Source organism: Burkholderia stabilis (assembly GCF_001742165.1).
Lineage (GTDB): Bacteria > Pseudomonadota > Gammaproteobacteria > Burkholderiales > Burkholderiaceae > Burkholderia > Burkholderia stabilis.
The window spans coordinates 410198-428690 of sequence record NZ_CP016443.1; the positions used below are offsets into that span (position 1 = coordinate 410198).

Sequence of the window (18493 nt, forward strand, 5' to 3'; positions counted from 1 at the left end):
TGGTCGCCGCGTGCGGAATCCCGGCCATCCGCTGCGCAGCGCGATGAACCTGCGCTGCCGCGCTACGCGCTTCCGCGACGGCCGGTTTCCAGATACCTTCCCGGCGTCGTCCCCAGCGCACGCCGGAACATGTCGATGAACGCGCTCACGTTGTCGTACCCGAGATCGAGCGCGATCGTCGTCACGGGCACGCCATCGGCGATTCTCTCCAGCGCTCGCAGCAGCCTTGCCTGTTGACGCCACTGCGCGAACGTCAGCCCCGTCTCGGCGACGAAACGCCGGCTCATCGTCCGTGCGCTGATGCCGGCCCACTCGGCCCATTCCTCCAGCCGCCGGTTGTCCGCGAGATTCGTGGCCAGCGCGTCGGTGATGCGCACGAGCTGCGCGTCGCGCGGCCGCGCGAGACTCAGCGATTCGACTTCCGATGTCGCGATTTCGTCGAGGATCACGTCGGCGATCCGCGTTTGCGCGTCATTCAGTTCCGAACCGTTCCAGCTCGCGGCGCGTTGTACGGCTTCGCGCAGCAGCGGCGACGCGCGGATCGCGCGCGGCGTGTCCGGCAGCGCCGCGCAGCGCGCTTCGGCAACGAACGCCGACCAGCCGGAAATCGGCCCGAACGACCGCAGCGAGTGGCGGCAATGCGGCGGAATCCAGATCGCGTGGATCGCCGGCACGACCCAGTCCTGGTCGTCGAGGCCGATCGTCAGCAGCCCGCTCAGCGCGCCGACGAGCTGGCCGCGGGCATGCGCGTGCGGCGGGGTGATACGCGGATCGCGTTGCGACAGGGCGGCCGCGACGACGAACGGGCCATCGTCGGACGTGATGAATCGGGCGGGCAGGAGCGGATCGGACATGGCCGGATAACGGTATCGAATGGCTGTTATACCGGAGATCGGCCGGCTTCGCACGCCTACACTGCGTCCATCGATGACAACCGGAGTACGACGCGATGCGAGCCGAACAGATGCTTCCCGACCAGACCGACCGGATGACGATCGGCGAAACGACGATCCGCAAGGGCACCGTCGGCGCGTTCCTGGTCAACGCGCGTGTGCTCACCGATCCGAATGCGACGCTCGCCGAGCGGGCATGCGCGGAGGCCGACGCGATCGACGCGTTGCCCGCGCTGCGCGCGATCGGGCTGTTCGACGTGCTTGAAGTGCGCGATCCCGCGTTGCGCGCGTGGCTCGACGCACGTTGACGCGTGCCGGAACCGTCGATCGAGATCCCCGATTCAAGGAGTCACCATGAAAGCTGCAGTCGTGACGGGCGCCGGCGAGCGTCCCGTCCATATGGAATTCGAAGCGCCGCGCGCGATGCCGGGCCACCGCCTGGTCGACGTGACGGCGTCCGCGCTGAGCCGGATCGCGCAGGCGCGCGCGTCCGGCACGCATTACTCGTCGGAGGGACGTTATCCGTTCGTCGTCGGCGTCGATGGCGTCGGCCGTCTCGACGACGGGCAGCGCATCTATTTCTTCGGCGCCCCCGCGCCGTTCGGCGCGATGGCCGAGCGCACGCTCGCGCCCGACACGCAGTGCGTACCGCTGCCGGACGCGCTCGACGACGTCACGGCCGCGGCGATCGCGATTCCCGGGATGTCGTCGTGGGCCGCGCTGACCGAACGCGCGCGGCTCGTCGCGGGCGAGACGGTGCTCGTCAACGGCGCGACGGGTACGTCGGGGCGGCTGGCGGTGCGGATCGCGAAGCATCTCGGCGCAGCCAGGGTGATCGCGACGGGCCGCAACGCGGCCGCGCTGCAGGCCTTGCTGAGTGCCGGCGCGGACGCCGTCGTGTCGCTGCAGCAGGACGACGCGCATCTGGCGCGTGCGCTCGAACCGCATTTCCGTGCGGGCGTCGACGTGGTGCTCGACTATCTGTGGGGGGCCAGCGCGCAGACGCTGCTGGTTGCCGCGGCGAAGGCGACGCCCGATGGCCGTCGGCTGCGGTTCGTGCAGATCGGTTCGATCGGCGGCGCGGACGTGCTGTTGCCGGGCGCCGTATTGCGCGCCACCGCGATCGAACTGATGGGCAGTGGTATCGGCAGCGTGTCGCTGCCGCGCTTGCTGGGTGCTATCCGCGGTGTGTTCGATGCGGTCGCGCCGGCGGGCCTCGCGATCGACACACGCACGGTGCCGCTGTCGGCGGTCGGTGAACATTGGGGCGATGCGGATAGCCGGGTTCGTCCGGTATTCGTGATGCGCGCCGACTGAACAGCTATCGGCGTGGGGCGGTCGTCGCCCGCCAGTCGGAGGCGCTGCCGTATCGCAAGACCGGCAAGCACCGTCGTGTGTGCTTTCCGATCTGATGCGTTACAAGACCGAACGCGATCAGGCGAGCGCCAATGCGACGGAAGAGTTGGGGCGGCACGTGCAGGCGTTCGGAATGGGCTACGAATGACAGATAATCATTGACGGTTGGCAATGATGCTTGGGTGCCCTGTCGGACACTGCAAGACTGTCTAGCGCTTGTTTCAAGACATGCGTTTTCCGCCAGAAACGAACGAATATATGTGGAATCTATGTGAGGTGATGTGGAAAACCCCACGGTTCGTGACTCCGTCGGATCCGGGGTTTTTGATGAATGGCATATGCGGAACATTGTGAGGCCGGGAGTGGATCTGTAAGGTCCGGGATTCCACAACGCAAGGGAACGCATGGTGCACGATAAAGATAGGATTCCGTACTTAAAGATCAACAAGCTGATTTGGAAATGGAAGCTATGCGACGGGAACAATGGGGGCATCCCGGCGTGTGATCTCGGTCTGTCACTAGCAATGGCTCCGCCGGTGAGCGAGTCGTCAGTAGAGCAATCTCCACCCGTTCCGCGGGTCTACAAGCGCGATTCGCTCGACAAGATGGTGGACGACATCGAAAGGGTTGCGGCTGCATTTTCTCGTTTCAAGAAGTGGCTGGATACGCCTGTTCCGCCCAAGCAACTGAAGTCGACGGAGAAGGAAAGGAGGGTGCCGCCTTTCGATATCCAGCAAATTCCCGATGCTATGCGCAAAGAGCATATGCCTGTTTCGGCGAAACTGATGGAGCGGTGGTTTGCAGGAAAGCTTAACTACTCGACTACATTAAAAAATCAGCGGAACGAGATCAATCAGAACGGTGAACTCTACCTGGAGTCGATGATTGATCGAACTACCATAAAAATGGATTGGGTTCTCAAGCATGCGCGTGCAAAGAGGCAATACGATAATCTTGTGAATGTCGACATATACAGCGCGCGTGCATATGAAACCCTCAAGGACATTCTTGGTCGTTATCGCAGGCGCGGGGATGTATCGCCTTGGACGGTCAGCGGGTACGATATCCGCAGGCTACACAAGGAATTCCAGTTTCAGCGCGCGGCTGTAGAGAGTTCCTTTGAACAGAAGGCTTTGCAGGCTGTGCGGCGGCTTCCGGATGCCGGTGTTCCTGACGACCTGACCGGTGCGTTGGGGGCATTCAATCTTTATGCGGCGGTAGGGCGCGTTATCTTTGACGACGAAGGTAAGAAGGCGACGGTTACCAATATCGTTGTATACGTTAGGGATGGTTATTCCTTTGAGGGGGCTGCAGATTCACGATCCCAGTACCTAGGCCACTGGAGCAAAAACGGTGTGATTATCGTACCAAGTTACACTGCAGCGAATCTTGCAGATCAGCCATGGTTTGACTTTCCGGTCGTGTCCGGCAGTACGGTTGCAAACCTCTATGAACCAGGGAAGGTTTACTATCCGGTCCGGAATCGCTCATTCCGAGACTGGCAAGCCAGACACCATCGAGGTGGCGATTTCATCATATTTTCCGACTATAGGCCGATCATGTTGGATAAACCAATAACGGTGTACTTCGAATGAACGGATTGGCAACTGCCATGCAAGGAGCGGGCATGGTCGCGCTTGTAGCTATCGCGCTGTTCGGAATCGCTGTGTGCGGGTTGATAATTGTCTTTTACAGCCTTGCACACCAAGAGGGGCGCGCCGCGCGAATGAAACCGGCAATGAAAGCGCTCGGCTATGGTGTGGCAGCTGTCACTATTTTGATCTGCGCCGGTTCTTACTATCAGGATGCGCACGTACGCGCACGGGCGACGCAGTTTGATACCGAACTCTCCAGGAACGATGGGGGGCGCTACACGGCGCAATACGCCTACCTGGCCGGGGATCGCATTCTTTTGCGACTCTATCGGACATCCGACATGCGATTGCTTGCCGAGCGGACTTACGCGTATCCCGATTCCGTCCGTTTGGTATGGACTAAGGGATCTTTGATATTTGATGCTGCCGTTGATAGCGATGGAGAGATCAAGCTGCCACCTACACTGTTCGATCGATTCAAGGCTATGTTGCCGTAGTTGACCGCGCTTCTTACCTATCCGATGCCGTATTGCGCGGGTGAATGTACGCAGGATGATGATGCGCGACGGCGCACGCGGACCGGTGCTGCATCGAATGGAGGCGGGCGGCTATACGTGCCGCCGCGCCGTCAGGCCGGGATCAGAACCGCTGCTGAATCCCCGCCGTCACGCCGACTTGCGTGGTCCCGTATCCCGCGAAATCGCGCGACACGCCGACCTTCTGGTCGTGCTTCGCGATCGCGAACGCGCCCGCCGCGTACAGCACCGTGCGCTTGGACAGCGCATAGTTCGCGCGCAGCGACACGAGCGTCGGGTCGGCATCGGTGCCGCCCTTGACGTTCTGGTGATAGACGGCCGCGATCAGCGAGAACGTCGGTGTGAACTGGTACGACCCGCCAACCCAATACATGTCGCTCAACTGGTTCGCCGCCGTGGTGCGGAACGTGCGCTTGTAGTTGCGATAACCGGCCATCGTCTTCAGGTTGCCGAAGTCGTAGCTCAGGCCCGCGTGGATGCCTTGAATGTAGTTGACCGTATCGGCCGGCGTGACGCTGTCGGCCGCACCGTTCTGCCGGTCGAACGTGACGACCGCCGCGAACGGGCCGGTCTCGTAGCCGAGCGCGAAATCGTATTTCGAGCTGGTCTTCACGCTGCCCGGCACGTTGCCGAAGCCGTACATCGCGCCGAACTTGAAGCCGCTGAATTCGCCGTCGTAGCGCACCGCATTCGACGAGCGGGTGAACATGCCGTCCTTGCGGCCGCCCGTCGCCATCGACGACGTCGCCCACGAGTAGTTCTGCGCGTAGCCCATCGGGTCGAACGGCAGGATGTAGTCGTAGGTGACGGTGTAATTGCGGCCGAGCGTCAGCTCGCCCCATTTGCCTTTCAGGCCGACCGTCGCGCGGCGCGCGAAGATCGAGTCGGGGCCGTCGTCGAAGGCGCCGTTCGCGAGATCGATCCCGCTTTCGAGGCGGAATACCGCTTTCAACCCGCCGCCGAGATCCTCGACGCCGCGCAACCCCCAGCGCGACGTGTTCTTGTTGCCCGACTTGAGCTTGACCGAACTGCCGCCTTCGGGCGCCGCGTGGTTCGTGTATTCGATGCCGGCATCCATGATCCCGTACATCGTGACCGACGACTGCGCGTGCGCGGCGCCGGCCGCGACGCTGGCGACGGCGGCCGATCCGGTCAGGACGGCGGCGCGAAGGGAACGTTCTGCGCGTGACTTCATTGACGGTGTCTCCTTGGTTCTTGTGGGTTGGGTGAAACAGGTGCGGCGCGCGACGAGCCGCGGCGGACGCCGGAAGGCGTCCGCCGGGCCCGCAGGTCGTTGCCTGACGGGATGCGCGCGGGGTGCATGCGGCGGCGCGCGGGCCGCCGCGCCCGGGTCAGCCCGCTTTCGCGAACGCCCAGCAGTCGTTGGTCGGGAATTCGATCCAGTGCTTGCCGGCCGCGCGCGGCACGTGGCCGAATGCACGCAGGCGCATGTCGCCGCAATGGAACAGGTATTCCCAGCGGTCGCCGAGATACATCGACGTGACGAGGTCGGCCTGCAGCCGGTTCGCGCCCGGGCCGTCGGTCACCTGCACGCGTTCGAGCCGGATCACGGCCTGCGCGTCCTGGCCGGGCGCGAACGTGTCGCGGGCGAGCGCGCGCAGCTCCCAGCCGTCGCCGGCGAGCGTCACGCATTCGCCGTCGATCGACGCGACGCGCGCATCGATCCGGTTGTTGCTGCCCATGAACTCGGCCGTGTACAGCGAACGCGGCGAGCCGTACAGCTCGGCCGGCGTGCCTTCCTGCTCGATGCGGCCGTTGCGCAGCAGCAGGATGCGATCGGACATCGCCATCGCTTCGGTCTGGTCGTGCGTCACGCACAGCGCCGACAGCCCGAGCGACACGATCAGCTCGCGCAGCCACGCGCGCGCTTCCTCGCGCAGCTTCGCGTCGAGGTTCGACAGCGGTTCGTCGAGCAGGATCACCGGCGGGTTGTAGACGAGCGCGCGCGCGATCGCGACGCGCTGCTGCTGGCCGCCCGACAGCTGGTGCGGAAAGCGTTCCGCAAGATGGCCGAGGCCGAGCTGATCGAGCGCGGACTGCACGCGGTGCTTCTGTTCGGCAGGCGCGACGCGGCGCAGCTTCAGCCCGTAGCCGACGTTGTCGGCGACGGTGCGGTGCGGCCACAGCGCGTACGACTGGAACACCAGGCCCAGCGAACGCTGTTCGACCGGCAGATCGACGCGCTTCGCGCCGTCGAAGAACACGCGGTCGTCGAGCTGGATGCGGCCGTCGGACGGCTGTTCGAGGCCCGCCACCGCGCGCAGCAGCGTGGTCTTGCCGCTGCCCGACGCGCCGAGCAGGCACACGACTTCGCCGGCCTTCAGTTCGAACGACACGCCCTTGAGGATCGGGTTGGCGCCGTAGCTGAGATGCAGATCGTCGACGATGAGCTTATCCATGAAGTTTCACTCCGAAGCGCAGGGCCACGCCGAGACCGGCGCCGACCATCGCGATGTTGATGACAGAGAGCGCGGCGACCTGGTCGACGGCGCCGGTCGCCCACAGCGACACGAGCAGCGCGCCGATCACTTCGGTGCCGGGCGACAGCAGGTAGACGGCCGTCGAGTATTCGCGCTCGAAGATCATGAAGATCAGGAGCCACGCGGCGAGCAGGCCGAAGCGCACGAGCGGCAGCGTCACGTCGAGCGACACGCGGCTGCGCGTCGCGCCGACGCTGCGGCCGGCTTCCTCGAGTTCCGGGCCGACCTGCAGCAGCGCGCTCTGGATGAGCCGCATCCCGTACGCGAGCCACACGACCGTGTACGCGATCCAGATGCTCCACATCGAGTTCTTCAGCTCGCGCAGGCCCGGCACGAACAGGAAGATCCACAGGAACGCGAGGCCGGCGAGCAGGCCGGGCACCGCGCGCGGCAGCAGCACGATGTAGTCGAGCAGCCTGGTCGCCCAGTCGTGGCGGCGGTGGCCGGCGAACGCGACGAGCGAGTAGAAGCCGACCGCGAGTGCGCCGCCGATCACGCCGATGCCGAGCGTGTTGACGATCGCGCGCACGAGGTTGTCCTGCTCGAACAGCTCGGTGAAGTTCGACAGCGTCAGCACTTCGGCGAGCGCCACGCCTTCGCCCCAGTTGGTCACGAAGGCGCGCAGCACGATGCCGGAGATCGGCACGATCACGGTCAGCATCAGCCACAGCGCGACGATCGCGAGCGCGACCCAGCGCCACACGCCGAGCGGCAGCACCGTGGCGCGGCCGGCCTTGCCCTTCACGGTGACGAAACGGTTGGCCGTCTTCAGCAGGCGGCGCTGCAGCAGCACGAGCGGGAACGTGATCGCGACGATGCACACCGCGACCGCGGCCATCAGGTGATACGACGGCACGCCGAGCTTGTTGGTCAGCTTGTACAGGTAGGTCGCGAGCACCAGGTGGCCTTCCGGATCGCCGAGCACGAGCGGCAGCCCGAACACCTCGAAGCCGAGGAAGAACACCAGCACGCCGGCGAACAGCAGCGCGGGCATCGTCATCGGCAGGCTCACGTCGAGCGCGACGCGGAACGGGCGGGCGCCCGTCACGCGCGCGGCTTCCTCGACGTCCGAGCCGAGATTGCGCAGCGCGGCCGACGAATAGAGATACACGTGCGGCACGTGCGTGAGGCCGACGATCACCGTGATCGCGAAGATCGAATACACGTTCCACGGAACGCTTTGCAGCCCGAACAGTTCCTTGAACCAGACCGAGTAGAAGCCGACCGGGCCGGCCGCGACCACATAGCCGAACGCGAGCACCATCGGCGACACGAACACGGGCGTGAGCAGCAGCGGTTCGAGCCAGCGGCGGCCGGGCAGGTCGGTGCGCACCATCAGGAACGCGAGGATGCCGCCGAGCGGGATCGAGATGAACAGCATCCCGCCGGCGATGATGAAGGAGTTCTTCACGGCCGACCAGAAGTCGGGATCGCTGAAGATGAAGCGGAAGCCTTCGATGCCGAGCGTCTTGTTCGCGTCGAAGAACGGCGCGGACAGCAGGCTCTGGAACAGGATGAAACCGAGCGGCAGCGCGACCGCGATGGTCAGCACCGCGACGACGATCCAGCGCAGCATGCCGGCGAGCGGCTGCAGGCTGTTGACCGGCAGCGCGGGAATCGCGCCGCCCGGGCCGGTGGTGGGCGGAACGGCCGGCGCCGCTCCGCGTGTGCTGGTTGAAAGCATGAGTTCGCCCCTGCGGCCATCCGGATGGCCGCCTCAAGGAAGTCGGTAAGGGGAAGGGGGCGCCCGCGCGATGCGCGGCGGGCGGCCCGTGGTCAGCTGTTCAGCGGATCAGCGCTTGATCGCCTGCTGCCATTGCTTCAGGAAGGCGAGCCGCTTCGACTGGTCGAGATAGACGAGCAGGCCGGTGCCGATCTGGATCGGCTTCAGCGAATCGCCGAGTTCCTTCGTGAGGCTCGCGGCCGACGTTTCGCCGGTCACGTCCGCGCGGATCGCATACAGGTTCGCCTGGTTCGCGATCAGCGTCTGGCCGCGCTTCGACAGCAGGTAGTCGACCCACAGCTTCGCGGCGTTCGGGTTCTTGGCCTTCTTCGAGATCGTGGCCAGGCGGCTCACAACCTGCGTGTAGTCCTTCGGAAACACGTAGCCGATGGACTTGTCCTTCTTCGCTTTCGCGTACGCATACGAGCCGATGATGTTGTAGCCGATCAGGTTTTCGCCCGACGAGATCCGCTCCATCATCGCGCCCGTGCTCGACTGCAGTTTCGGCCCGGTCGCGCCGATCGCCTTCACGAGCTCCCACGTGACCTTCTCGTTCACATGCGCGTCCTGCGTCAGGTAGTTGAAGCCGACGCCCGATTTCTCGATGTCGTAGGTCGTGACCTTGCCCTTGAACTTGTCGGCCTGCGTGGTGAGCAGCTTGATCAGGTCGGCGCGCGTCTTCGGCACTTCGTTCTCGGGGATCAGGCGCTTGTTGTAGACGATCGCGAGCGGCTCGAACGTCGTGCCGTACGCCTGCTTCTGGTATTGCGCCCATTGCGGGATGCCCGCGCTTTCGGGCGAATCGTAGGATGCCATCAGGCCGTCGTTGACGAGCTTGACCTGCAGGTCCATCGCCGAGCTCCACAGCACGTCGGCGCTCGTGCTGCTCGCCGCGTTCTCGCTGATGTAGCGGTTGTACAGCTCGGTGCTGTTCATGTCGTTGTATTCGACCTTGATGCCGTACAGGCTTTCGAAGTCCTTGATCAGCGGACGCACGAGGCCCGTGTCGGTCGTCGAGTAGACGATCAGCTTGCCTTCCTGCTTCGCGGCGTCGATCACGCCCTGGTAGCTGCCGGGGTATCCGGCCGGAACCTGCGCGGCGGCGCTGCCGGCGGCAGTGCCCATCACGAGCGCCAGCGCGGCGGCGAGGGTCTTCGGTGCAAACGGCATGTCTTCCTCCAGTTATGCGTGGGTTTTGTTCGAGTGACGCGGATGTTAATTGCGGGGCACTTTCAGCCTGCTTTCATTCCTGTTCACAATTGCGGCGTTCGTGTCATGGATTTCCCGAGGTCGAAACGACGGCAGCCGCGGGTTTCGCGGCGCGCGGCTCGGTTTGAACAGGAGGGAAGCGGGGCGCCGCCGGGCGCGGGAACGAAGGCGGCGAGGGTTATGCGGATTGCGCGAGCAGCCTGGCGACGATCCGGCCGCCATGCCGCGCGTGCGCGGCCGTCAGCGCCGAATACCCGACGACGACACCCGCCTCGCACACGGCGCTTCGGCAGAATCCGCGGATCGTCTGCAGTTCGACGCCGGCCGCGCGGGCCTGCGCGACGAACGACGCGTCGTCCGTCCCGGGCGGCAGCCACAGCACGAAATGAAAGCCGGCGTGCTCGCCGGATACCGCATGACGCCCGCCGGCGTGCTTCGCCAGTTGCTCGAGCACGATGTCGCGCCGCTGGCGGTAAGCGTGGCGGCTGGCGCGCAGGTGCTTCGCAAAGTCGCCGTGCGCGATGAAGCGGGCCAGCGCGAGCTGGGGCGCCACGCCGACCGAGCGCCCGGTCGCCTGCCACACGGCCGACAGCGCCGCTCGCAGTTCCGCCGGCACGACCATGAAGCCGATGCGCAAGCCCGAGAACAGCGTCTTGTTGAACGAACCGCAGTAGATCACGCGATCGCACGCATCCAGCGATTTCAGCGCGGGCAGCGGCGCGGTCTGGTAGCTGAATTCGCCGTCGTAGTCGTCCTCGATGATCCACGCGCGGTGGCGCTGCGCCCAGTCGAGCAGTTCGAGCCGGCGCGACACCGACATCGTGATGCCGAGCGGCGCCTGGTGGGCGGGTGTCACGTACGCCGCGCGCGCATCGGGATGCCGCTCCAGCGACGCGGTGTCGATCCCTTCCCGGTCGACCGGCACGTCGATCACGGTCGCGCCCGTGATGCCGAAGATCTGCCACGCCGACGCATAGCCGGGGTCCTCCATCAGTACCGTCGAGCCGGGCCCGAGCAGCGTGCGCGCGACGAGATCGATCGAATGCCGGATGCCGGTCGTGATGAAGATGTCGCGGGCTTCGCACGGAATGCCGCGGTATTCGCGCAGGTACGCGGCGATTTCGTCGCGCAGGCTGGCGACGCCCTGTGACGGCGTCGCGCCGAGGTCGTCCGCCGTCGCGGCGAGCAGGCTGGCGCCGAGCGCTTTCTTCCATTGCTGCATCGACAGCAGGCCGGGATCGGCGAGCCGCGCGACGAACGGGACGCCGGGGCGCACGCCGTGTTCCGCGGTGGCCGAATCGGTTGCGTCCGTGGTGCCTGTCGTGTCCTTCGGCGCGTCGACGCGTTGAGGCGCGTCGTCGCGCGACTGCGCCGCCGCGCGCAAATAGCTGTCCGGCACCACCGCGCTGACCCTCGACCCGGAGCCGCGCGTGCGCGCGATATAGCCCTCGGAGCACAGCAGGTCGTATGCCGCCTCGACGGTCCCCCGTGCGACGCCCCAGCGCACGGCGAGCGTCCGGCTGGACGGCAGCGGGCTGTCGCCGGGAAGCAGGCGCTGCAGGATCGCGGCGCGAATCGTATCGGCGATGACCGCCTGCTTCGATTGCGGGCTGGCCGTCGACAGCCCGGAAGGGCACGGCAGATCAAGCGGAATCGCGGCTTTGCCTCGCGGCATAGTGGTCTAGTGAGGTGTCGATTTAATGGCCCTTCAGCTTATATCACTTTCTCCGTAGATTGATGCCGACCACATCATTCCGGCCGGAGACGGCTCACCACATGAAGACGCGTTCATTACCCCAGTGGGGCTGGCTGTTCCTGTTGATGCTCGTCGTATGTTTGCCGCGCGTCACGATCGATGCGTACCTGCCGTCGCTGCCCGCGATGGCGGACGCGCTGCATGGCACCGACGCACAGTTGCAGCTCACGCTGACCCTCTACATGGTCGGCTATGCGCTGTCGATGCTGGTATCGGGGCCTTTGTCCGACCGCTACGGCCGGCGCCCCGTTCTGATCGGCGGCCTGTGCGTGTACGTGGTCGCAAGCGTTGCGTGCGCGCTGTCGGCCAGCGTCGCGGCGATCGTCGCCGCACGCATCTTCCAGGCGCTGGGCGGCTGCTGCGGCACGGTGATCGGGCGGGTCATCGTGCGCGAGCGCTTTCCGGCCGGGCTGCAGGCGACGATGCTCGGCCGCATCTCGGCCGGCATGGCGCTGTCGCCGGTGGTCGCGCCGCTGGCCGGTAGCGCGGTCGCCGAGTGGCTCGGATGGCGCGGCGTGTTCGGCTGTCTCGCGGCGGGCGGGGTGGTCGCCACGGCGATGGTGCTGCGCTACCTGCCGGAGACCCGCGAACGCGACGCGCAGCCGGCGCCGGGCCCGGGGCTCCTGCGGACGTACGCGGGCCTGCTGCGCGAGCGGCGTTTCCTGCGCCATTCGCTGGCCATCAGCTTCGCGTACTGCACCTACTATCCGTTCATCGCGGAATCGTCGACGCTGTTCCAGCGGCAAATCGGCGTGTCCGGCCCGGTGTATGCGGCGATCTTCGGCGTGACCGTGCTCGGTTACCTGATCGGCTCGAGCGCGTTCGGGCGCGCCAACGGCCGCTGGCAGCCCGATACCGTCGTCGCGGCGGCCGCCGTCGTCAATCTGGCCGGCACCGCCGCGCTGTGGGCCGGCGGTGCGTTTGCCCCCGGGGCGGTCGTGCCGCTCGTCGTGCCGATGTTCGTCGTGATGATTGCCGTCGGGATCGCGATTCCGGCCTGTCAGTTTGCCGTGATGCAGCCGTACACGAAGATCGCCGGAACGGCATCCGGGCTCTTCTTCTTTATCCAGATGGCGATCACGGCCGCGTGCGGCGGCGTGCTGGCGTGGCTGTCGGACGGCACCGCGCAACCGATGATCGTCGTCACGGCGGGCGCGAGCATCGCGTTTGTCGCGGTGGTCGTCGGTCTGCGCGAGCGCGGCGCGAGCGTCGGTTCACGTCGCGCGACGGGGAACCGTCCCGCCGTCGAGCAATGAGCGACGCCGGGCCGGGCCGGGGGCGACGGGTTCGCCGGGGCGGCGCAACCAGTGTTTCCGCGAGGCGTCGGCATGGAAAGGATCATGTAATGTAGCGGCCTGTCGCTGACCTTACGGATTCCCCATGCGTGTGCTGCTCGTCGAAGACAACCCGAACCTGGCCCAGTCGCTGAACGACGCGCTGAGCGCCGCGCGTTTCGCGGTCGATCACATGGCGGACGGCGAGGCCGCGGACCACGTGCTGCGCACGCAGGATTACGCGCTGGTGATCCTCGATCTCGGGCTGCCGAAGCTCGACGGGCTGGAGGTGCTGCGGCGGCTGCGTGCGCGCCGCAACCCGGTGCCGGTGCTGATCCTCACCGCGCACGGCTCGGTCGAGGATCGCGTGAAAGGGCTCGATCTCGGCGCCGACGACTATCTCGCGAAACCGTTCGAGCTGACCGAACTGGAGGCGCGCGCCCGCGCGCTGATCCGGCGCAGTCTCGGCCATGAGCATTCGCGGGTCGAATGCGGGCCGCTTTCGTACGACAGTATCGACCGCAGCTTTCACCTCGCGGGCGAGCCGCTGTCGCTGACGCCGCGCGAGCGTTCGGTGCTCGAAGTGCTGATCCTGCGCAACGGCCGCGCAATCAACAAGGACACGCTGTCGGAGAAGATCTTCGGGCTCGACGAATCGGTCAACGCGGATGCGATCGAGATCTACGTGTACCGGCTGCGCAAGAAGCTCGAAAGCACGGGCGTCGCGATCGTCACGCTGCGCGGGCTGGGTTATCTGCTCGAAGCGAAGGCGGAGTCGGCGGAATGAACCGCTCCCACGCGCACTTGCTTTGCTACGCGCTGAAACGCGACTCCGGATCGACAGCCTTGCATGGGACCGCAGCAAGCACCAACGGCGCTAACTCCGGATCGACATGTCCGCTGAGCCTCGAAGGGGCACATGCCGTCCACGGCCGGCTGTGCGGGCGCGGCGCGAGGCTCCGCGAATTTACCGCCGCGCCCTTTGGGGCGACCCGGCGGAAGGCATCGTGACGCGCCCGAACCTGCGAACCCAGGTCGCGCTGTGGCTGCTGTTGCCGCTGCTCGGCCTGCTCGCGCTCGATTCGTGGCTCACGTACCAGCGCGCGATGAGCGCCGCGCACGTCGCGTTCGACCGCACGCTGTCGTCGTCGCTGAAGTCGATCCGCGAAGGCGTGCGGCTCAACGACGGCGAGATCGAGGTCGACCTGCCGTATCTCGCGCTCGAAATGCTCGAATCGAGCGATGGCGGCAAGATCTACTACCTGATCCGCGAGGACAACGGCCACACGATCACCGGCTACCCGGACCTGCCGCTGCCGCAGGGGCGCGACGCGGGCGACGGCGCGCTGTTCGTCACGCGCTACTACGACGTCATCTATCGCGGCGAGCAGTTGCGGATGGCCGCGCTGCGCATACCGGTACACGACGTGCCGACCGCGCAGTCGCGCATCGTGTGGGTGATGGTCGGCGAGACGATCGAGGCGCGCCAGGCGCTCGCGCGCGAGATCCTGATCGGTTCGCTGCTGCAGGAAGGGCTGCTCGTCGTGCTCGCGCTCGGGATCGTATGGCTTGGCGTCGGGCGCGGGCTGCGGCCGCTGAACCGGCTGTCGGCCACGGTCGCCGCGCGCAGCGAGGACGATCCGACGCCGCTCGACACCGGCGCGATGCCGAGCGAGCTCGCGCCGCTCGTCGAGTCGATCAACCAGTACATCGGCCGCACGCAGCGGATGCAGGTCGCGCGGCGGCGCTTCTTCGCGGATGCGGCCCATCAACTGAAGACGCCGCTCGCGGCCGTGCAGGCCGGCGTCGAGCTCGCACTGCGGCCCGATGAACAGCCGCGCGCGAACGGGCATCTGCGGCGCGCGAACGGCGCGGTGCGGCAGGCCGCGAAGATCGTCCAGCAACTGCTGTCGCTGTCGCGGCTCGATTCGGACAGCGGCCAGGCGGTCGCGCACGAGCCGGTCGCGCTGCACCGGCTTGCGCGCAGCGTGACGCTCGACTGGTCGCCGGTTGCACGCGCGCGCGACATCGATCTCGGCTTCGAGCACGAAGCCGATGTGAGCGTGCATGGGCAACCGGATCTGCTCGGCGAGATGATCGGCAACCTGATCGACAACGCGATTCGGTATGCAGGCGACAGCGCGGTGATTACGGTGCGTGTGTCGCGCGATGGCGAGCAGGCGCGGCTCGACGTGATCGACAACGGGCCGGGCGTTCCGGCGGACGAGCGCGACGCGGTGTTCGAGCGCTTCCATCGCGGCAGCAAGACGCAGACGGTCGAAGGGACGGGGCTCGGGCTGTCGATCGTGCGGGAGATCGCACGCGTGCATCAGGGCAGCGTGATGCTCGCCGATGCTGCGGGCGGCGGGCTGGTCGTGACGATCCGGTTGCCGGCGGCGAACGATGCGGAGGCGCGCGCGGCGTGAGGGCGGCGGGAAGCGCGTGGTTGCTTCCCGATTGCGATGGCTATGCGGTTTGGGGGCGATTCCGTACGTGCGGCTCAATCGCCGAACCCGATCTCCGCTTCCAGCGATTGCCCGATTTCGAGCCACGCGCCCGCGCCTTCGACGACGATCGCGTTGATGCCGAACGTCAGCGCGTCTTCGTAGTTCGGGTTCGCGCGATAGGCCTGCATCGTGTCGGTCGGCTCGTGCGGCCATGCCGGGTCGGGCGCGCCGGTGGCCTGGTCGATCGTCGGCATCGGGCAGCGCGTGCACAGCTTCACGAGGCGCAGCCGCACGGGCGTCGCGCCGTCGGTGTCGAGGTGTTCGACGAAATCCTCTTCGTAGGCGTCGAGATCCGACACGACGATGTTCGGGCGGAAGCGGTTCATCGGAATCGCCGGCGCGCCTTTCGCGGCGAGCCGCGCGTTCAGGTCGTCGAGCGACGACTGGCCGATCACGAGCAGCGGATAACCGTCCGCGAACTGCGTGTGCGTATCGATCTCGCCCGTCCATTTGCGGTTGCAGCCGCGACGCGCATCGGCCCCGAAGCGCGCGAGCTTCGCGGGCGTGCCGAGGAATTCGGTGAGCCACGCGGCCGTTTCGGCGCCCGTGTCGATCGCGTCGACGGTGTCGCGCCAGACGGTCGCGGCCATTGACGGCGTGGCAGGCGTCGCGTCGCCGTCGAGCGGCGTGCGGATCTCGCGCATGCCCGGCGCGTTCAGCACGAGCGCATCGGTGTCGAGCGCGGTGCGGATCAGCGCGAGACGCGGGTGCGTGCGCTGCGTGATCATCTGCCCGTCGGGGTCGGTAATCAGCCAGTGGCGATCGTACGCGAGGCCCGTTTCGAGCAGTTGCGCACGCGACAGCGCAATGCCGGCGCAGGATTTGATCGGGTAGACGAAGAGTTCGGCGATGGCTGGCATGACGCTGGCTGAGGGCGGGATGGACGAGCTGCGATTGTGCCAGATCGCACCGAAACCGTTTGGGCGGTTGCGCCGTGCCGCGCCGCCGGTTACGCGAGCGGGAAACCGGGGTCGAAGGTTGCGCGCACATCGAGCGGCTGGCGCAGCAGCCCGGCCTTCAGGTAGAAATCGGCGGTGCGCTGCTGCCCGGCGACGACCGTCGCATCGATCGGCTGCCAGCGCGTGTTGCGGCGCTCGAATTGCAGCTTCGCGGCGGCCGGCGGAATGCCGATGATGCGCGCGAGCGCTGCGGAATACGCGTCGACGTGCCGGTACGACCAGGTTTGCGCGCGCACGACGCGCTGCAGGAAATCGTGCAGCACCTCGCGCTTCGACGCGATCGCCGCGTCGGTCGCGGCGACGTAGCTGAGGCCCGACCACAGGCCGCGGCCGTTGACGAGCAAGCGTGCACGGCCGCTCGTTTCGGCCAGCGCGGTATAGGGTTCCCACGTCGCCCATGCGTCGATCGAGCCGGTCGCGAGCGCGAGCATCGTGTCGGCCGGCGGCAGGAAGCGGAACGACACGGCATCGGGCGGCAGGCCGGCCGCGTCGAGCGCCTTCAGCGTGACGAAATGGCCGATCGAGCCGCGCGTGGTGCCGATGCTTTTGCCCTTCAGGTCGGCCGCGCCTTTGAGCGTCGCATCGGGCCGCACGAGCACGGCCGTGCCGTACGGATCGGAACGGTTCGCGCCGATCACCTTGATGCGCGCGCCCGACGCGAGCGCGAAGATCACCGGCGCGTCGCCGATCGGCCCGCAGTCGACGGCGGCGGCGTTCAGCGCTTCGGCGAGCGGCGCGGCCGCCGGGAATTCGGTCCACGCGATGTCGTAGGGCAGGCCGTTCAGTTCGCCGGCCGCTTCGAGCAGCGCGCGCAGCCCGCCTTTCTGGTCGCCGGCGCGCAGCAGCGGCCGCGTGCCCGATTGCGCGCGCAGTGCGGCCGGCGCTGCGGCGATCGTGGCGAGGGCGCTTGCCTGCGCGAGGAAATGGCGTCGGGTCGGATTCATCGTGAAGTTCGTTCGGTCGGAAGAAAGGTTCGGGAATTCAGTGCGGGAGCCCGGCCTGCACGTCGCGCACGGGCTCGGCGTCGACACGCAGCAGCAACGCGGTCAGCGGGTCGCTGCTTCCGGCGGTGACGGCGGCCGCGGCCGGCCGCGCAGCCGCGTCCGAGCGGCACAGCAGGTCGGCATCCGACCACCCGACGCTGCCCGGCAGCGCGCGCGCCCGCAGCCAGCCACGCCGATCGGCGAGGAGCTGAGTGCCGCCGAGCGCATCGGGCGCGATGCCTGCGATCGTCGCGAACGCGAGCCACGCGTCGGGTGTCGACGCGACGCAGTTCGCGCGCGCGCCGGTCGCCGTCGGCGCGGACGTGCCGCTCGCCGTGACGAGCAAGGTCTGCCAGCGCGCGTCTTCCGGCGGTGGCGCGACGCCCGGTGCGAGCGCGACGATGCGTACGCGCTGGCCTTCGCGCCAGCGATCGAGCGGTTGGGGTGCGGCGTCGCCGCAGCGCACGTCGAGCGCCGGCAGCGGGACGGGAACGGGCCAAGCGCCTTCTGCTTGCGCGCCGCTGCCGGCCGCAAGCGCCTTCAGGTAGTCGAGCACGGCCCAGGTGTCCTGCGGGCCGAGCGTCGAAGCGAAGCCGGGCATCGTCGCCGCGCCGCGTTCGTCTCGCGTGCCGTGCCGCACGCGCCAGAACAGTTCGCCATCGAGGCGACGCGCGAGCAGCGCGCCGGCGAAGGTCGGCGGCCAGTGTGCGAGCGTGGCCGCGAGCGGCCCTTCGCCGCGACCGTCCGCGCCGTGGCAGGCCGCGCAGTGCTGCGCATACAGATGCGCGCCGCGCATCACGTTCGATACCGAAAACGCTGCGGGATCGCGCTGGAAACTCGTCGGCACGGCGGGCGTCAGCCACAGCGACGACGGCGGCCACGGCGCGAACCATGCCACCGCCAGCGCGGCGATCGCGGAGGCGAAACGCCATTTGCGCGAAGCGAGCGCGACACAGGCGAGTACCACCGCAAGCGCCGTTGCGATGCAGGCGAACGCAAGTTGCCGCGTGAGTCCCGCGTCGATGCGCAGCGTTTCGAGCGCGATGCGGTGCGCCCACGGCCACGCGGCCTGACCGTCGGCATCGCCGGTCAGGCCGAGCGCGTGCAGCCCGCGCGCCAACGCGATTTGCGCGCGATACAGCAGTTGCAGGAAGACGAGCGCCCAGTCGGCGAACGGCGGCGCGTTCATCGCATGCATCCC

16 protein-coding genes are annotated in these 18493 nt (G+C 67.1%); 7 read left to right on the plus strand and 9 right to left on the minus strand.

Features of this window, described 5'->3' with window-relative positions; genetic code table 11:
* Positions 1–62 precede the first annotated feature (62 nt).
* Positions 63–854, minus strand: coding sequence for an AraC family transcriptional regulator (locus tag BBJ41_RS19905; protein ID WP_069748060.1), 792 nt, complete (start codon positions 852–854; stop codon positions 63–65).
* 95 nt (positions 855–949) lie between these two features.
* Between BBJ41_RS19905 and BBJ41_RS19910 the strand changes: the two genes are divergently transcribed.
* The 4 genes from BBJ41_RS19910 (at position 950) to BBJ41_RS19930 (ending at position 4341) form a co-directional block, all read left to right on the plus strand.
* Complete coding sequence (locus tag BBJ41_RS19910) at positions 950–1201, plus strand: hypothetical protein (protein WP_069748061.1); 252 nt, start codon at positions 950–952, stop codon at positions 1199–1201.
* Between the two features lie 46 nt (positions 1202–1247).
* Positions 1248–2210: a quinone oxidoreductase family protein gene (locus BBJ41_RS19915; protein ID WP_069748062.1), complete on the plus strand. Its 963-nt coding sequence runs from the start codon at positions 1248–1250 to the stop codon at positions 2208–2210.
* A 443-nt stretch (positions 2211–2653) separates the two neighbouring features.
* Positions 2654–3844 carry a DUF6402 family protein gene (locus BBJ41_RS19925; RefSeq protein WP_175972577.1) on the plus strand — a complete coding sequence of 397 codons (1191 nt, stop codon included), beginning with the start codon at positions 2654–2656 and terminating at the stop codon, positions 3842–3844.
* Positions 3841–4341 (plus strand): hypothetical protein, encoded by a 501-nt coding sequence (locus BBJ41_RS19930; RefSeq protein WP_232036232.1) that lies wholly within the window; start codon positions 3841–3843, stop codon positions 4339–4341. The genes BBJ41_RS19925 and BBJ41_RS19930 overlap by 4 nt, the downstream gene beginning before the upstream one ends.
* A gap of 142 nt (positions 4342–4483) precedes the next feature.
* Here BBJ41_RS19930 and BBJ41_RS19935 read toward each other — a convergent pair whose 3' ends face one another.
* The 5 genes from BBJ41_RS19935 to pdxR all read right to left on the minus strand — a co-directional run bounded on the left by BBJ41_RS19935 (position 4484) and on the right by pdxR (position 11488).
* Positions 4484–5575: a porin gene (locus BBJ41_RS19935; RefSeq protein WP_069748064.1), complete on the minus strand. Its 1092-nt coding sequence runs from the start codon at positions 5573–5575 to the stop codon at positions 4484–4486.
* Positions 5576–5732: 157 nt separating this feature from the next.
* Positions 5733–6800, minus strand: coding sequence for an ABC transporter ATP-binding protein (locus BBJ41_RS19940; protein ID WP_069748065.1), 1068 nt, complete (start codon positions 6798–6800; stop codon positions 5733–5735).
* Positions 6793–8565, minus strand: a complete 1773-nt coding sequence (locus BBJ41_RS19945) for an ABC transporter permease (protein WP_069748066.1) — start codon at positions 8563–8565, stop codon at positions 6793–6795. The genes BBJ41_RS19940 and BBJ41_RS19945 overlap by 8 nt, the downstream gene beginning before the upstream one ends.
* A gap of 108 nt (positions 8566–8673) precedes the next feature.
* Entirely contained in the window at positions 8674–9774 is a 1101-nt protein-coding gene (locus BBJ41_RS19950) for an ABC transporter substrate-binding protein (protein ID WP_069748067.1), read from the minus strand.
* Positions 9775–9991: 217 nt separating this feature from the next.
* Positions 9992–11488: a MocR-like pyridoxine biosynthesis transcription factor PdxR gene (gene pdxR, locus BBJ41_RS19955; RefSeq protein WP_069748068.1), complete on the minus strand. Its 1497-nt coding sequence runs from the start codon at positions 11486–11488 to the stop codon at positions 9992–9994.
* A 101-nt stretch (positions 11489–11589) separates the two neighbouring features.
* On the opposite strand from pdxR, the gene BBJ41_RS19960 reads away from it, so the two are divergent.
* The 3 genes from BBJ41_RS19960 (at position 11590) to BBJ41_RS19970 (ending at position 15269) form a co-directional block, all read left to right on the plus strand.
* The gene (locus tag BBJ41_RS19960; RefSeq protein ID WP_069748069.1) at positions 11590–12825 is read left to right on the plus strand and encodes a multidrug effflux MFS transporter; all 1236 of its coding nucleotides are present in this window, start codon (positions 11590–11592) and stop codon (positions 12823–12825) included.
* 124 nt (positions 12826–12949) lie between these two features.
* Positions 12950–13630, plus strand: a complete 681-nt coding sequence (locus BBJ41_RS19965) for a response regulator (protein ID WP_069748070.1) — start codon at positions 12950–12952, stop codon at positions 13628–13630.
* 220 nt (positions 13631–13850) lie between these two features.
* On the plus strand, positions 13851–15269 hold the full coding sequence (locus BBJ41_RS19970; RefSeq protein WP_069748071.1) for a sensor histidine kinase: 1419 nt from the start codon (positions 13851–13853) through the stop codon (positions 15267–15269).
* A 74-nt stretch (positions 15270–15343) separates the two neighbouring features.
* Here BBJ41_RS19970 and BBJ41_RS19975 read toward each other — a convergent pair whose 3' ends face one another.
* The 3 genes from BBJ41_RS19975 to BBJ41_RS19985 all read right to left on the minus strand — a co-directional run bounded on the left by BBJ41_RS19975 (position 15344) and on the right by BBJ41_RS19985 (position 18481).
* On the minus strand, positions 15344–16210 hold the full coding sequence (locus BBJ41_RS19975) for an MOSC domain-containing protein (protein WP_069748072.1): 867 nt from the start codon (positions 16208–16210) through the stop codon (positions 15344–15346).
* Positions 16211–16299: 89 nt separating this feature from the next.
* The gene (locus BBJ41_RS19980; protein WP_069748073.1) at positions 16300–17253 is read right to left on the minus strand and encodes an ABC transporter substrate-binding protein; all 954 of its coding nucleotides are present in this window, start codon (positions 17251–17253) and stop codon (positions 16300–16302) included.
* Positions 17254–17290: 37 nt separating this feature from the next.
* On the minus strand, positions 17291–18481 hold the full coding sequence (locus BBJ41_RS19985; protein WP_069750277.1) for a c-type cytochrome: 1191 nt from the start codon (positions 18479–18481) through the stop codon (positions 17291–17293).
* Positions 18482–18493 lie beyond the last annotated feature (12 nt).